19 protein-coding genes are annotated in these 14,132 nt (G+C 72.0%); 9 read left to right on the top strand and 10 right to left on the bottom strand.

Features of this window, described 5'->3' with window-relative positions:
- Positions 1–12: 12 nt before the first annotated feature.
- Positions 13–855, bottom strand: coding sequence for a crotonase/enoyl-CoA hydratase family protein (locus tag OG570_RS34530; protein ID WP_326953163.1), 843 nt, complete (start codon positions 853–855; stop codon positions 13–15).
- A 148-nt stretch (positions 856–1,003) separates the two neighbouring features.
- On the opposite strand from OG570_RS34530, the gene OG570_RS34525 reads away from it, so the two are divergent.
- Positions 1,004–1,882 (top strand): alpha/beta fold hydrolase, encoded by an 879-nt coding sequence (locus OG570_RS34525; protein ID WP_326949778.1) that lies wholly within the window; start codon positions 1,004–1,006, stop codon positions 1,880–1,882.
- A gap of 46 nt (positions 1,883–1,928) precedes the next feature.
- On the opposite strand, the gene cobA is transcribed toward OG570_RS34525, so the two are convergent.
- The 8 genes from cobA to rpmB all read right to left on the bottom strand — a co-directional run bounded on the left by cobA (position 1,929) and on the right by rpmB (position 7,603).
- Entirely contained in the window at positions 1,929–3,149 is a 1,221-nt protein-coding gene (gene cobA, locus OG570_RS34520) for a uroporphyrinogen-III C-methyltransferase (protein ID WP_326953162.1), read from the bottom strand.
- A gap of 52 nt (positions 3,150–3,201) precedes the next feature.
- Positions 3,202–3,594, bottom strand: coding sequence for an ankyrin repeat domain-containing protein (locus tag OG570_RS34515; protein WP_326953161.1), 393 nt, complete (start codon positions 3,592–3,594; stop codon positions 3,202–3,204).
- A gap of 12 nt (positions 3,595–3,606) precedes the next feature.
- Positions 3,607–5,493, bottom strand: a complete 1,887-nt coding sequence (locus tag OG570_RS34510; protein ID WP_326953160.1) for a vWA domain-containing protein — start codon at positions 5,491–5,493, stop codon at positions 3,607–3,609.
- Complete coding sequence (locus tag OG570_RS34505) at positions 5,490–6,551, bottom strand: ATP-binding protein (RefSeq protein ID WP_326953159.1); 1,062 nt, start codon at positions 6,549–6,551, stop codon at positions 5,490–5,492. Before OG570_RS34505 ends, OG570_RS34510 begins: the two co-directional genes overlap by 4 nt.
- Positions 6,552–6,643: 92 nt before the next feature.
- The gene (rpsR, locus tag OG570_RS34500) at positions 6,644–6,898 is read right to left on the bottom strand and encodes a 30S ribosomal protein S18 (protein ID WP_326953158.1); all 255 of its coding nucleotides are present in this window, start codon (positions 6,896–6,898) and stop codon (positions 6,644–6,646) included.
- Positions 6,895–7,200: a 30S ribosomal protein S14 gene (gene rpsN / locus OG570_RS34495; RefSeq protein ID WP_326953157.1), complete on the bottom strand. Its 306-nt coding sequence runs from the start codon at positions 7,198–7,200 to the stop codon at positions 6,895–6,897. The genes rpsR and rpsN overlap by 4 nt, the downstream gene beginning before the upstream one ends.
- Positions 7,200–7,367, bottom strand: a complete 168-nt coding sequence (gene rpmG, locus OG570_RS34490; RefSeq protein WP_326949785.1) for a 50S ribosomal protein L33 — start codon at positions 7,365–7,367, stop codon at positions 7,200–7,202. Before rpmG ends, rpsN begins: the two co-directional genes overlap by 1 nt.
- Positions 7,367–7,603, bottom strand: coding sequence for a 50S ribosomal protein L28 (gene rpmB / locus OG570_RS34485; RefSeq protein ID WP_326949786.1), 237 nt, complete (start codon positions 7,601–7,603; stop codon positions 7,367–7,369). Before rpmB ends, rpmG begins: the two co-directional genes overlap by 1 nt.
- 78 nt (positions 7,604–7,681) lie before the next feature.
- Between rpmB and mrf the strand changes: the two genes are divergently transcribed.
- The 4 genes from mrf to OG570_RS34465 are packed head-to-tail and all read left to right on the top strand — an operon-like array spanning position 7,682 to position 10,387.
- On the top strand, positions 7,682–8,932 hold the full coding sequence (gene mrf, locus OG570_RS34480; RefSeq protein ID WP_326953156.1) for a ribosome hibernation factor-recruiting GTPase MRF: 1,251 nt from the start codon (positions 7,682–7,684) through the stop codon (positions 8,930–8,932).
- Positions 8,929–9,183, top strand: coding sequence for a type B 50S ribosomal protein L31 (locus OG570_RS34475; protein ID WP_326953155.1), 255 nt, complete (start codon positions 8,929–8,931; stop codon positions 9,181–9,183). The genes mrf and OG570_RS34475 overlap by 4 nt, the downstream gene beginning before the upstream one ends.
- Positions 9,183–9,332, top strand: a complete 150-nt coding sequence (gene rpmF, locus OG570_RS34470) for a 50S ribosomal protein L32 (protein ID WP_326949788.1) — start codon at positions 9,183–9,185, stop codon at positions 9,330–9,332. Before OG570_RS34475 ends, rpmF begins: the two co-directional genes overlap by 1 nt.
- A complete protein-coding gene (locus tag OG570_RS34465; protein ID WP_326953154.1) occupies positions 9,329–10,387 on the top strand; it encodes a GTP-binding protein in 1,059 nt (352 codons plus the stop codon). The genes rpmF and OG570_RS34465 overlap by 4 nt, the downstream gene beginning before the upstream one ends.
- A gap of 78 nt (positions 10,388–10,465) precedes the next feature.
- Here OG570_RS34465 and OG570_RS34460 read toward each other — a convergent pair whose 3' ends face one another.
- On the bottom strand, positions 10,466–10,762 hold the full coding sequence (locus tag OG570_RS34460; protein WP_247051992.1) for a hypothetical protein: 297 nt from the start codon (positions 10,760–10,762) through the stop codon (positions 10,466–10,468).
- Between the two features lie 147 nt (positions 10,763–10,909).
- Between OG570_RS34460 and OG570_RS34455 the strand changes: the two genes are divergently transcribed.
- Genes OG570_RS34455 through OG570_RS34440 form a run of 4 tightly spaced genes read left to right on the top strand, consistent with a single transcriptional unit; the run spans position 10,910 to position 14,074 of the window.
- On the top strand, positions 10,910–11,344 hold the full coding sequence (locus OG570_RS34455; protein ID WP_326949791.1) for a MarR family winged helix-turn-helix transcriptional regulator: 435 nt from the start codon (positions 10,910–10,912) through the stop codon (positions 11,342–11,344).
- On the top strand, positions 11,341–13,053 hold the full coding sequence (locus OG570_RS34450) for an MFS transporter (protein WP_326953153.1): 1,713 nt from the start codon (positions 11,341–11,343) through the stop codon (positions 13,051–13,053). Before OG570_RS34455 ends, OG570_RS34450 begins: the two co-directional genes overlap by 4 nt.
- The gene (locus OG570_RS34445) at positions 13,050–13,790 is read left to right on the top strand and encodes a dienelactone hydrolase family protein (RefSeq protein ID WP_247051994.1); all 741 of its coding nucleotides are present in this window, start codon (positions 13,050–13,052) and stop codon (positions 13,788–13,790) included. The genes OG570_RS34450 and OG570_RS34445 overlap by 4 nt, the downstream gene beginning before the upstream one ends.
- Positions 13,791–13,801: 11 nt before the next feature.
- Entirely contained in the window at positions 13,802–14,074 is a 273-nt protein-coding gene (locus OG570_RS34440; RefSeq protein ID WP_326949793.1) for a DUF6295 family protein, read from the top strand.
- The last annotated feature ends 58 nt before the right edge of the window (positions 14,075–14,132 follow it).

Raw genomic sequence — 14,132 nt, 5'->3', positions numbered from 1 at the left:
GCCTCCTTCTTGCTACTCGCCCGTGAACTCCGGCTTGCGACGCTCCATGAAGGCCTGCACCGCCTCGCCGAGGTCCTTGCTGGGCAGGAACGCCGAGTTCCACGCCGCGACGTACCGGAGGCCGTCGGCGACCTGGCGCTCGGTGTTCGCCGCCAGTACCTGCTTCGTACCCTGCACCACGAGCGGCGGGTTCGCAGCTATCTCACCGGCCAGTTCCCGCGCGGCCTTCAGCAGCGCGTCCTGGTCCGGGTAGACGTCGTTGACGAGGCCGATCTTCTCGGCGCGGGCGGCGTCGATGTCCTTGCCGGTCAGCGCCAGCTCGCGAACGTGGCCCTCGCCGATGATCGGGGCGAGCCGCTGGAGGCTGCCGATGTCGGCGACGATCGCGACGCGCACCTCGCGGACGCTGAACTTCGCGTCCGTGCTGGCCAGCCGGATGTCGGCCGCCGTGACGACGTCGACGCCGCCGCCGATGCACCAGCCGGAGACGGCCGCGATGACCGGTTTGCGGCATTCGGCGATGGAGCTGACGGCGGCCTGCAGCCGCCGGACCTCGGTATGGAACTCGCTGCGCGGGCCGGCCAGCGCGTCGCCCGCCAGCAGCGGCGCCCAGCCGCCCATCATCGCGGGCAGGTCGAGGCCGTAGGAGAAGTGCGCGCCGCTGCCGGTCAGCACCACGGCCCTGACCTGCGGGTCCGCGTCGAGGGCCCCCATCACCAGCGGCAGCTCGCGCCAGAAGTCCGGGCCCATCGCGTTGCCCTTCGAAGGGCCGAGGAGCGTCACTTCGGCGACGTGGCCTTCGATGTCGACCTTGAGGGAGACGAGGTCGGGCAGACTGTCAGCAGTAGCGGTCATGAGGTCATCTTGACCCATCCCCGCGACCACCCGCCATTGGCACGGTGTCAATGGAACTGTGATCCCGTGCGGTCCGCCACTGTGCCAACGTGGTCAGGGGATGCTTTCCTGGAGGAAGGTGACCACGACACGGGGAGGACGGTGGGACATGAGCCCGGCCAGCAGCGCGACCCTGATCGAGCCGGAGCCCCCGGCCCCGCCCGCACGGCGTTCGTCCCGCCCGATCGAGCTCACCGGCTCGTTCGACCACGAGGGGCACCGGCTCTGGTACACCGAGTTCGGCAGCGGCGACAAGGTCGTCGTGCTGACCCACGGCATCATGCTCACCCGCCGGATGCACGCGCCCCTCGCGCGGCGGCTGGCCCGCGCCGGGTTCCGGGTGGTCACACTGGATCTGCTCGGCCACGGCGACTCGGACCGGCCGACCGAGTCGTGGCTGTACTCGATGCCGTCGTTCGCCGAGCAGACCCTGGCGCTGCTGGACCACCTCGAGGTCTCCGCCGCCGTGATCGGCGGGACGTCGCTGGGCGCGAACGTCTCGCTCGAGGTCGCGGTGTCGGCCCCCGAGCGGGCGCGTGGGCTGATCGTCGAGATGCCGGTGCTGGACAACGCGATCGTCGCGGGCCTGTTCACGTTCGCGCCGCTGCTGATGGCGGCCCGGTTCCTGCCGGTCACGGTGCAGGCGGTGGCCTTCGGGGCCTCGCTGGTCCCGCACGGCAACCAGTGGGTCGACGTCATCACCGACACGCTCTCGCAGCGCCCGGCCCCGATGGCGGCCCTGCTGCACGGGGTCCTGTTCGGCCGGATCGCGCCGCCGAAGTCGGTGCGCCGCAAGATCACGACCCGCGCCCTGGTGATCGGCCACCAGGGCGACCCGATCCACCCGTTCGGCGACGCCGACACCCTGGCCGTCGACATGCCGGACGCGGAGTTCGTCCAAGCCCGCAGCCCGGTCGAGCTGAGGTTCGACCCGACCCGCCTGTCGGACGCGATCCGCGACTTCGCCGCGAGCTGCTACGAGGACTGAGGCTCGGGTCGTGAGTGGTAATGAGGGTTAGAACCCGCATTACCACTCACGAGGGCCGCGGCAGACCCGCCACCGGGCCGATCACGATCACCGCGGGCGGGCGGACTCCCGACGCCGCCGCGTCGGTGACCACCGTGTCCAATGTGGACCGCAGGGCGCGCTGGGTGCGCATCGTGCCGTCCTCGACGATCGCCACCGGGGTGCCGGCCGGGCGGCCGCCGTCGAGCAGGGCCTTGGCGAACTGCGGGAGCCGCTCGACGCCCATCATCAGGACGATCGTGCCGCGCATGCGGGCCAGCAGGTCCCAGTCGACCAGCGAGCGGTCGTCGCCCGGGGCGACGTGGCCCGAGACGACCACCACCTCGTGGGCGACGCCGCGGTGGGTCACCGGGACGTCGGCGACCGCCGGGACCGCGAACGCGCTGGTGATGCCCGGGACCATCGTCACCGGGACACCGGCTTCGGCGCAGGCCAGCACCTCCTCGAAGCCGCGGCCGAACAGGTACGGGTCGCCGCCCTTGAGGCGGACGACGAACTTGCCCTCCTTCGCGCGGTCGATGAGCGTGCTGTTGATGACGTCCTGGCTGGCCGCGCGGCCGTACGGGATCTTCGCCGCGTCGACGATCTCCACCTCGGGCGCGAGTTCGTCGAGCAGCTCGCGGGGCGCCAGCCGGTCGACGACGACGACGTCGGCGCGCGCGAGCAGCCGGCGGCCGCGGACGGTGATCAGCTCCGGGTCGCCCGGGCCACCGCCGACCAGCGCGACGCCGGGCAGGGTGCCGTCCGGGTGCGGGCGGCGGCCGTCTTCGACCGTGCCCGCGTGCAGGCCGTCCAGGATCGAGTCGCGGACCGCGGCCGAGCGCAGGGGCTCACCGCCGGAGAGGACGCCGACCAGCAGCCCGCCGTGGCGGCCGGACGCCGGGGTCACGGCGCTGCCGGACTCGCCCTCGTCCGCGCGGACGCAGAACACGCGCTCGCGCTCGGCCTCGGCGCAGATCGCCGCGTTGACCTCGGCGTCGTCGGTGCAGGCCAGCGCGTACCAGGCGTCCTTCAGGTCGCCTTCGGAGTAGCGGCGTTCGTGCCAGACCAGCTCGCCCGCGTCCACCATGCCCTGCACCGACGGCGTCGTGTGCGGGGACACCAGTTCCACGCGCGCGCCCGCGCGGATGAGCCGGGGCAGCCGGCGCTGGGCCACGGAACCGCCGCCGAACATCACGACGCGGCGGCCCGTCAGCTGGAGGCCGGAGAGGTAGTGCGGGTCGTCCATGGGCGGGAGTTTATTTACGCGCGCGGCGCGCACCAGCCGGGCGTGCGAAGAGTCACCGTTCGAGCAGTGTGAGCAGGTCGGTGTTGCCGAACATCTTCGCCGTGTCGATCGCGGACGGCTGCCCCGCGCGCGGGTCGGCGCCGCCGTCGAGCAGGGCGCGCACGACGGCCGGCTCGTTCTTGAAGACGGCGCCCGCCAGCGGGCTCTGGCCGCGGTCGTTCTCGCGGTTCGGGTCGGCGCCGCGCTCGATCAGCGCGGCGACCGTCTCGGCGTGGCCGTGGTAGGCGGCCAGCATGACCAGCGAGTCGCCGCTGTCGTTGCTGAGGTTGGCCGGGATTCCCCGGTCGACGTACGCGGCCAGCTCCGCGGTCCGGCCTTCGCGCGCGAACCTGAAGATCTTGGCCCACAGCGCCAGCATCTCCGGGGTGATCTCGTCGTCACTCATGCTTTGAGGCTCTCACGAAACCCGGAACACCGGCCCGCGCGCGACGAACGGCAGCCGGGCGCCCCTGGGCACCAGGTACGCGTGCTCGCGCCGCGGCCGGACGTGGTCGCACAGCGCGTCGGTGATGATCAGGATCGGCCCGTCCGGCGGGAAGTCCGGCGCGCGCTGCAGCAGGTCGACGCCGGACTGCAGGATCGTGCCGCCGCGCCCGCGCACCTTGACGCGGCCCGCGATGTCCTCGACGGCGAGGTACCCGGCGTCGTGGGCGACGGCGTCGCAGAACACCACCCGCGCCGCCGGGACGTCGCGCGCGGCGGCGTACGACGCGATCGCACCCAGCGCCTTGCCGAGCAGTTCGACGTCCATCGAGCCGGACGTGTCGAGGACGACGCCGAAGGTGACGCGCCGGTCGAGCTGCTCGGGCCGCACCTTGCCGGGACGCGGGATGTCCGGCGTCGACGACTGCCGGCGCGACGCCCGCGCGTAGCTGCGCACCGGCAGCTCGACGCGGACGTGCTCGTCGAACCAGCGGGCCAGCTGCGCGTCCCACGGCAGCGGTGGGTGCTCCAGGGCCCGGATCTCCTGCTCCAGCCCGGCCGGCAGCAACCCGCGGCCCTGGTTGTGGTGGTAGGTCAGGCCCTGGGTGAGCGCGCGGCGGTAGAACTCGTCGAGGTCGACGCCCTGCACACGATCCGTCCACGGCATCGGCCGCGGGTCGGCGCGCCGGGACGACCGGCGCTGCGTCGCTTCGGGCTGTGTGAGCCAGTCGCCCAGGACGTCACCGGCTTCCCGGCCGCCCAGGGTCTGCAGCTTGCGGGCGCGCCGGAGGTCCGTGGTGAGCGTGTCGTAGACCGACTCGGCGGACAAGCCCGTCAGCTGCGGGTCGTGCAGGGCGTCCTCGGGCAGCACGCCGACGGCCATCGCGACCAGCCAGCCGTTGATCACGTAGTCGCAGGCGACGTTCCACAGGTACGGGTCGCGGCCGAGCGCGCGGCGGTCGTGGCGCAGCGCGGCGTGCAGCATCTCGTGCGCCAGCACGAACCGCCACTCCCCGGCGGTCAGCGGCGCGTGCGGGTTGACGTAGATCTCGCCGTGCTCGGCGTCCACCGCGGCCACGGCGATGTCCCAGGCCCGGACGACCTCGGCGTCGGCGATCAGGGTGAAGCCCGCGGCCATCGCGCCGAGCAGCGGGAACGACGAGGTGAACCACGCGAGCGCGCGGTCCCACTCCCCCGGCGCCCGCCGGTGCCGGGTCTGGCCACGCGCGTCCGCGGCGCGTTCCATGGCGCCGGTGGCCGCCGCGATCAGCCCGCGGGCGAACCGCTCGGTCCACGGCTCCGGCTTCCCGTTGTACTGGAGGTGCCAGCGGCTCTGGGGTGGTCCGAGCCGCAGGCACGGCCGCGCGCCGCCGGTGCCGAGTCCCGTGAACGCGCCGGGGACGCCGGTTTCGCGCCACGCGCGGGTCAACGAGAGTTCGTCGCCGCCCGGGAGTTCCGGGAGCAGCACGGTGGGTTCGCCGACGTGGACCGCCTCGGCGAACCAGTGGACGGCCACGCAGCAGGCGGCGCCGTAGGACGCGTCGATCTCCCGGCCGGGCGTCACGGCCTCGGCGTCGGTCAGCGTCTCCTCGTCGAGGTGGCCGAGGCCGAGGTGCAGCAGCAGGTGCGCGAAGACCCACGCCCACTCCGCGGGCTCGGCGTCGCGGGCGCGGTTGGCCGTGATCACCCCGCGCTCGCTGACGACGGCCCAGCTGCCGACGCCGGTCAGGCTCTGCGTGCCGAGGCTCGCGCCGCGCGTCAGGTGGTCGAGCACGGTGTGCTCGCGGGCCAGTGCCCAGCCGGCGTCGATCGCCTTGGTCCGGCGTTCGCGGCGCTTGTCCTCGGCCCGCGCGGTGCTCACGCGCGCGCGTCCACGAGCCGCGGCAGGTCGCGGGCGGCCTCGACCAGGAACCACGACGGCAGCCGCGGGTGGCCCGCCTCGTCGTCGGCGATGACCAGCTGGGCCATCTCCAGGGAGATCTCGGCCAGCTCGACGAGCAGGCTCTTCGCGCGGAACGCGAACTGGCGCACCGCGGCCGACGCGTGCCGCTTGTCCGCGGGCAGGTCCTTGACCAGCCGCGCGCGGAACGTCTCGGCCAGGAAGTACAGCAGGTCACGATCGCCCGGCTCGGCGGGCCAGCGGGCGTCACCCTTGAGGATCGCTTCGAGGTCGAAGGCGTGCCGGGCGACCTTGAGGTACGCGCGGAACGAGCCGGCGTGCTGCGGGGTGAGCGTCGCGTAGGCCAGCAGCGCGATCGTCTCGTCTCCGGCGGCGTCGCCGTAGGAGTGCAGCAGGTCCGAGAGCATGTGCCAGGACCGCGGCGTCGAAAACGGCTCTTCGGTCTTCGGCGGCGGGCTCCACAGGTGGTCCGGGCGCTGGATCAGGTAGTCGACGACCGACGGGTGGATGTCGTGGCCCGTCGCCCAGGTCAGCCAGTCGGCGGGCGAGGCGCGCAGGTGCACGTGGACGAGCCGGTTGACCAGCGCGGACGCCATCGGGCGCGCGAGGGCCTGGTCGGTGGCGCGGTTGCCGGCGCCGATCACGACCGAGCCCGCCGGCAGCTCGTACGAGCCGATGCGGCGGTCGAGGATGAGCGAGTAGAACGCCTTCTGGACGTCGGGCGCGGCGGCGTTCAGCTCGTCGAGGAACAGGCAGTACGGCTCGTCGCGGGCGATCTGCTCCGGCGGGCAGAAGCGGCTGCGGCCGTCGACGATCTGCGGGACGCCGATCAGGTCCTCCGGCGCGAGCTGGGTACCGAGCAGCGAGACGCAGTCGAGACCGAGCGACGCCGCGAATTCCCGCACCAGGGAAGACTTCCCGATGCCCGGCGCGCCCCACAGGAACACCGGCCGCACGACGGCGGCGGCGAGCAGGACTTCGGGCAGCTGGGCGGGCGTGACCGTGAGCTGGGCGTGCACTACGCGGACCTCCTGATGTCAGGACATCCCGTGTGACGCCCCCTTTCGCAGGCTCATGATCGCGCGCCCGCCCAGCCGAGCGCACCTGGTTTTCAGCCGGCGCGTCCCGAAGCGGGATAAGGCAGCAAAGCCATCTCCCGCGCGTTCTTGATCGCCGTGGCGACCTGTTTCTGTTGCTGCGGCGTCAACCCCGTCACCCGGCGGGCCCGGATCTTGCTGCGGTCGGAGACGAACTTCCGCAGCAGGTCGACGTCCTTCCAGTCGACGTGGGTGATCCGGTGGGCGTGCAGCAGGTTCACCTTGCGCTTGCCCGGGCGGTCCCGGGTCGGCTTCGGCATCCGGCTCACCAGCTCGACTTCGTGACGCCGGGCAGCTCGCCGTGGTGGGCGGCCTGGCGCATCTTCACCCGGGACAGCCCGAACTTGCGCAGGTACCCGCGAGGCCGGCCGTCGGCCGCGTCCCGGTTGCGGATCCGCGTCGGGCTCGCGTCGCGCGGCAGCTTCTGCAGCGCGACGACCGCCGCTCCCTTGTCCTCGGCGGACGACGACGGCGACGCGACGACGGCCTTGAGCGCGCGACGGCGTTCGACGTACCGGGCCGCGATCACCTTCCGCTGCTCGTTCTTCGCGATCTTCGACTTCTTCGCCATCAGCGCTCTTCCTTGAACTCGACGTGCTTGCGCGCGACCGGGTCGTACTTGCGCAGGACCATCCGGTCCGGGTTGTTGCGGCGGTTCTTCTTCGTGACGTACGTGAAGCCGGTCCCCGCGGTCGACCGCAGCTTGACGACCGGCCGGATGTCGGTGCTCTTCGCCATCAGAACTTCATCCCCTTCGCCTTCAATTCGGCCACGACGGCCTCGATCCCGCGCTTGTCGATCGTCTTCATCCCCTTGACGGAGACGCGCAGCCGCACCCAGCGGCGCTCGCCGGGCACGAAGTAGCGGCGGTTCTGCAGGTTCGGCTCCCACCGCCGGGACGTACGGCGGTGCGAGTGCGAGACCTGCTTGCCGTACCCCGGCTTGCGGCCGGTGACCTGGCACACGGCGGACACGGACCCTCCCGAGTTGATAGTGGTTGTCGTTTTCATCTACTCTACGCACCGTACCCCGCCCGTATTCCTGGAGCCCATGTGACCCACCCACCCCGCGTCCCGCTCGTCCTCGTCGGCGGTCTCGCCCCGGGACCGAACGCCGAACTCGCCGAGCTGCTGCGCGTCGCCGAGCCCGGCACCGCCGTCGTCCACCACGACCTGCGCGACATCCACTCCGGCGTCGTCCGCCGCCGCCTGCGCCTCGAGCAGCGCGACCAGCTGACCGTCCTCGAACTTGCGCACGGCTGCGTGTCCTGCACCCTGCGCGAGGACCTGCTCCCGCTGCTGCGGCGGCTGGCCCGGATGCCGCAGGTACGCCGGATCGTCGTCCGGCTCGACGAGGCCATGGAGCCCGAGCCGGTGAGCTGGGCGATCCGCAACGTCCTGGTCGGCGACCACCCGGTGCACGACGACGTCGACCTGCGCGCGGTGCTCACGGTCGTCGGCTGCGCGACCTGGCTCGCCGACGCGACCGGCGACGACGCCCTGGCCGAGCGGAACCTGCAGGCCAGCCCGGAGGACGACCGGACCGTCGCGCAGGTGGCGCTGTCCCAGGTCGAGTTCGCCGACGTCCTCGTGCTGGCCGGCGCGGCGACCGACGCGTGGGGCGCGGCCAAGGCGTCCGCCGTCCTCGACCGCGTCGCGCCGTCGACCCCGCGGGTCGAGCTGAGCCGGGTGGACGGGCACGGCGTGCTCGACGCCGTTCCGGCCGATGCCCGGCGCGGCGAGGTCACCGACATGCACGGCGCCCTGCTGCGCGGCCAGCCGCCGCTGCACGCCGACTGCGGCATCGGCCTGGTCACCTTCACCGCCGAGCGGCCGTTCCACCCGCAGCGGCTGCACGACGCGCTCGACGTCCTGCTCGACGGCGTCGTCCGCACCCGCGGCCGGGCCTGGGTGGCCAGCCGGCCGGACGTCGCGTTCTGGATCGAGTCGGCCGGCGGCGGGCTGGGCATCGGGCACGCCGGGCCGTGGCTCGCCTCGCCGGACGGTCCGGAGTGGACGGACGTCTCCCCCGAGCGCCGCACCCTGGCGTCGCTGCGCTGGCACCCGGTGCACGGCGACCGCGCGCAGGAGCTCGTCGTGGTGACGGACCAGACAACGCCCGACGAGATCGACGCGGCCCTGCGCGGCGCTCTACTGACCGACGAGGAACTGAGAGCCGGCCCGGAGGCCTGGGAGCGCTATCCCGATCCGTTCGGCGACTGGCACGAGGAACCCTGCGAAGACACCGAACCCGACCCGGCGCGGCACGACGCGACCGCGGCGAACCGAAAGGAAGACCAGTGAAACAAGGCATCCACCCCGATTACCACCCCGTGGTCTTCAAGGACTCGTCCACCGGCGACGCGTTCCTGACCCGCTCCACCGCCACGTCGGACAAGACGATCGAGTGGTCCGACGGGCAGACCTACCCCCTGGTGACGGTCGACATCAGCGCGTGGTCGCACCCGTTCTGGACCGGCACCCAGCGGATCATGGACAGCGCCGGCCAGGTCGAGAAGTTCCACCGCCGCTACGGGAAGCGGGGTACGCGCTGATGGCCGTCCCCAAGCGCAAGAAGTCCCGCAGCAACACGCGCGCCCGGCGGTCCCAGTGGAAGGCCGCCGCGGTGGACCTGGTCCCGATCAAGGTCGACGGCGAGACGAAGCTCGTCCCCCGCCGGCTGATCCGCCACTTCCACGCGTGAGCGTCCCGGTCACTGTGCTGTCGGGCTTCCTCGGCGCGGGCAAGACGACACTGCTCAACCACATCCTCGCCAACCGCGACGGCCTGCGGGTGGCGGTGATCGTCAACGACATGAGCGAGGTCAACATCGACGCCGCGCTCGTCCGCTCCCAGGAGCGCCTCGTCGAGCTGACCAACGGGTGCATCTGCTGCACCCTGCGGGAGGACCTCCTCGACGAGGTGGCGGCGCTCTGCGCGGACGACCGGTTCGACCACGTGCTCATCGAGTCGAGCGGGATCTCCGAGCCGATGCCGGTGGCCACGACGTTCACGTTCCTGGACGAGGTGGCTCGCCTCGACACCATGGTGACGGTCGTCGACGCGGCCAACTTCGCCCGGGAACTGGCCGCCGGCGACTCCCTCGTGGAGCGCCGGCTGGACCAGTACGCCGGCGACGAGCGGACGATGAGCGACCTGCTGGTGGACCAGATCGAGTTCGCGGATGTGCTGCTGCTGAACAAGACCGACCTCGTGTCACCGGACGAGGCCGCGCTGCTGGTGGCGGTGCTCCGCCGGCTCAACCCGGCGGCCGACGTCGTGACGAGCAGCTTCGGGAAGGTGCCCCTCGGCCGCGTCTTCGGCACCGGCCGCTACGACGTCGAGCGCGCGCAGGAGGCACCGGGCTGGGTCGCCGAGCTGAACGGCGACCACGTGCCGGAGACCGAGGAGTACGGCATCTCGAGCGTGGTGTTCCGCGCGTCCCGGGCGTTCGACCCGCCGCGCCTGTGGGACTTCGTCGCCCGTCGGCTCGACTCGGGCGAGTTCGGGACGGTGTTGCGCTCCAAGGGGTTCTTCGCCCTGGCGTCCCGGCCCGGGGTGACCGGCCTGTGGTCCCAGGCCGGGACGGTGGCGCGGTTCGAACCCCAGGGCGTCACGGCGGAGCCGAGACAGGAGCTGGTGTTCATCGGCGTCGACCTGGCGGGCGACGCACTGCTGGGCGCGCTGCGGGAGTGCCTGGGCGACGTCGCGAGCGGCCCGGACCCGTTCCCCGAGTGGAAACCCGTCCACGTCCACTGAGCCTTCTGCCGCGGCTTGTCGTGAGTGGTAAGTAGCGTTCTAACCCTCCTGAACACTCACGACGAGGCGGCCGGGCGTTCAGTGGTCGTCGTAGTGGTCTTCGTGCGGGGCGTGGCGGTGGCCGTCGTGGAGGTAGTCGACGTGCTCGCCGTGCGGGACCGCTACGTGGCCGCAGCCTTCGCCGTGGGTGTGGTCGTGGCCGGTGTGCGGCACGTGGCCGGCGATCTCGCACTCGTCGAAGTGCCCGTCGTGCGCGCGGTGCAGGTGCCCCTCGTGCGCGTAGTCGACGTGGTCGCCGTGCGGGACCGCGGCGTGCCCGCAGCCTTCGGCGTGGACGTGGTCGTGGCCTGCGTGCTCGACGTGCGGGATCGTCATCGGCGGTTCCTCCGGGGAATGCGTTCGGCTGCATATGTCCACTTCGGACGCTAACACCGGGTGACCGCGACGACCGGGCGAAAGCTCCCGGCTCACCCGATAGGTCCGAGTTGATCAACCCAGGTTTATCAGTCTAGGTTGACGAACGTGACGGACGAGGAGCTGCTCCAGGCGAGCACCGACCTGCGCGTCGCCCTGGGCCGGCTGGTCCGGCGGCTGCGTCAGGGCTACGTCGTCGGCGAACTGACCCTGCCCGAACGCTCGGTGCTCTCGCGGCTCGACCGGGAAGGCCCGGCCACGCCGGGGTGCCTCGCCGACCTCGAACGGGTCAAGCCGCAGGCCATGGGCGTCACGCTCGCCGGGCTGGTCGAACGCGGCCTCGTCGAGCGCCGCAAGGACGACAGCGACGGCCGCAAGGTCCTCATGTCGGTGACCGACGCCGGCGTCCGGCTGCTCACCGACCGGCGGTCGGTGACCACCGAGCGGATGGCCACCGCGCTGGCCGAGCGGTTCACCGCGGCCGAGCAGCGCAAGCTGATCGCCGCGATCCCGCTGGTCGAGCGGCTGGCGGACGCCCTGTGACCGGCACCGGAACCCAGGCGAACCGCTACAAGTGGGTCGCACTGTCGAACACCACGCTCGGCGTGCTGATGTCGGCGCTCGACGGCTCGATCGTGATCATCTCGCTGCCCGCGATCTTCCGCGGCATCGGCCTCGATCCCCTCGCCCCGGGCAACATCGGCTACCTGCTCTGGATGATCCTCGGCTACCTGCTGGTGCAGGCCGTGCTGGTGGTGACGCTCGGCCGGCTCGGCGACATGTTCGGCCGGGTCAAGATGTACAACCTCGGCTTCGTCGTCTTCAGCGTCGCCTCGGTGGCGTTGTCGTTCGACCCGTTCCACGCCGGCGGCGGTGCGCTGTGGCTGATCGGCTGGCGGGTGGTGCAGGCCGTCGGCGGGTCGATGCTGACGGCCAACTCCGCGGCCATCCTCACCGACGCCTTCCCCACCGAGCAACGCGGCATGGCGCTGGGCGTCAACCAGATCACCGCGCTGGCCGGGCAGTTCCTCGGCCTGGTCGTCGGCGGGCTGCTCGCCGAGATCGACTGGCGCGCGGTGTTCTGGGTGAGCGTGCCGTTCGGGCTGCTCGGCACGATCTGGTCGATCCGCAGCCTCCGCGAGGTCGGCACGCCGAAGCGCGCGAAGGTCGACTGGGGCGGCAACATCACCTTCGCCGCCGGCACCGCGATCCTGCTCGCCGCGATCACCTACGGCATCCAGCCCTACGGCGGCGCCGCGACCGGCTGGGGCAACCCGCTGGTGCTGGGCGGCATCGGCGCCGGGGTGCTGCTGCTCGTGGCGTTCGGCCTCATCGAGACCCGCGTCGCCGCGCCGATGTTCCACCTCGGGCTGTTCCGGATCCGCGCGTTCGCCGCGGGCAACATCGCCGCGTTGCTGACGTCGGTGGCGCGGGGTGGCATGCAGTTCATGCTCATCATCTGGCTGCAGGGCATCTGGTTGCCGCTGCACGGCTACGACTACGAGCGGACGCCGTTGTGGGCGGGCATCTACATGCTGCCGCTGACGGTCGGGTTCCTCCTCGCCGGCCCGGTGTCCGGGTACCTGTCCGACCGGTTCGGCGCCCGGCTGTTCTCCACCGGCGGGCTGCTGCTGGTCGCGGCGGCGTTCCTGGGCCTGCTGGTGCTGCCGGTGAACTTCCCGTACCCGGCGTTCGCCGCGCTGCTCGTGGTCAGCGGGATCGGCCAGGGCATGTTCTCCGCGCCGAACACCTCGGCGATCATGAGCAGCGTCCCGACCGAGCAACGCGGCGTCGCCTCCGGCATGCGCGCGACGTTCCAGAACTCCGGGACGTCGCTGTCGATCGGCGTGTTCTTCTCGCTGATGATCGCCGGGCTCGCCGGGTCGCTGCCGCAGACGCTCACCAGCGGCCTGCAGGCCCACGGCGTCGCGGCGAACGTCGCCGACGGCGTCGCCCAGCTGCCGCCGGTGAGCACGCTCTTCGCGGCGTTCCTCGGCAGCAACCCGGTGGGGCACCTGCTCGGCCCGGACGTCCTCGCCGGACTGGCGCCGGCCGACCGGGCGACGCTGACCGGCGGGGACTTCTTCCCCCAGCTGATCTCCGGGCCGTTCCACCACGGCCTCGTGATCGTGTTCACCGCCGCCGCGGTGATGGCCGTCGTCGCCGCGGTGGCGTCGGCCTCGCGCGGCGCCCGTTATTTCCACCAGACCCCCGAACCCCAGACCCTCGAAGCACCGAAGGAGAACCGATGACCGACGAACTCATCGCCGGAACCGTCACCATCACCGGGAACGGCGGCGACGAGATCGAGGCCTACGCGGCCAGGCCCACCGACGCCGCGACGCGCGGCGGGGTCGTGGTGATCCACCACATGCCCGGCTACGACGCGTCGACGAAGGAGATGGTGCGCCGCTTCGCCGCCGAGGGCTACAACGCGATCTGCCCCAACCTCTACACCCGCGAGGCACCGGGCGCGGACCCGGACGACGCGGCCGCCACCGTCCGCGCGGCCGGCGGCGTCCCGGACGACCGCCTGGTAGGCGACGTCTCCGGCGCGGCCGACTACCTGAAGGCCCTGGAGAACGCGAACGGCCGCGTCGGGGTCATCGGGCACTGCTCGGGCGGGCGGCAGGCGTTCCTCGTCGGCTGCTCGATCGACGTCGACGCGGCGGTGGACTGCTACGGCGCGTTCGTCGTCAACGACCCGCCGGAGGCCATGAAGTTCATGAAGCCGTTGCTGGGCAAGGCTTCGGAGCTGTCCTGCCCGCTGCTGGGCATCTTCGGCGCCGACGACAAGTTCCCGAGCCCGGACGAGGTCGCCGTGCTCGCGGCGGAGCTGGAGAAGCTCGGCAAGGAGCACGAGTTCCACACGTACGCGGACGCGGGCCACGCGTTCTTCGCCGTCGACCGGCCGAGCTACCGGCCGGAAGCCGCGAAGGACGGCTGGGAACGCATCCTCGACTTCTACGCCCGCACGCTCAGCGCCTGAGAGGACCCGCCATGTGCACCTACCTCACCGAGAAGTTCGCCCTCGAAGGCAGCGGCAAGGGCGCCCGCGGCTGGTTCCGCCTGAACGAGGGCACGGTCTACGTCGACCACCCGGTCCACGCGCCGTACGCGCACACGGTCAACATCGACTTCCGCAACCCGGACCTGGGCGCGTCGGCCCGCGTCGCCCTGGAGCTGACGGAAGAAGACGCCCTGGCCCTGGCGGACGCGATCGTCGCCGCGGTCAAGTCCGCCCCCGCGGGCCTCGCCTCCCGCAACCAGTAGCCAAAAGCCGTGAAGGCCTCCTTACCGGCCATAAGAGCCGGTAAGGAGGCCTTCACGG

Origin of the sequence: Amycolatopsis sp. NBC_01286, assembly GCF_035982555.1 — a bacterium.
Lineage (GTDB): Bacteria > Actinomycetota > Actinomycetes > Mycobacteriales > Pseudonocardiaceae > Amycolatopsis.
Note: the sequence above shows the minus strand (reverse complement) of the source record. Positions and strands in the feature narration are given on the sequence as shown.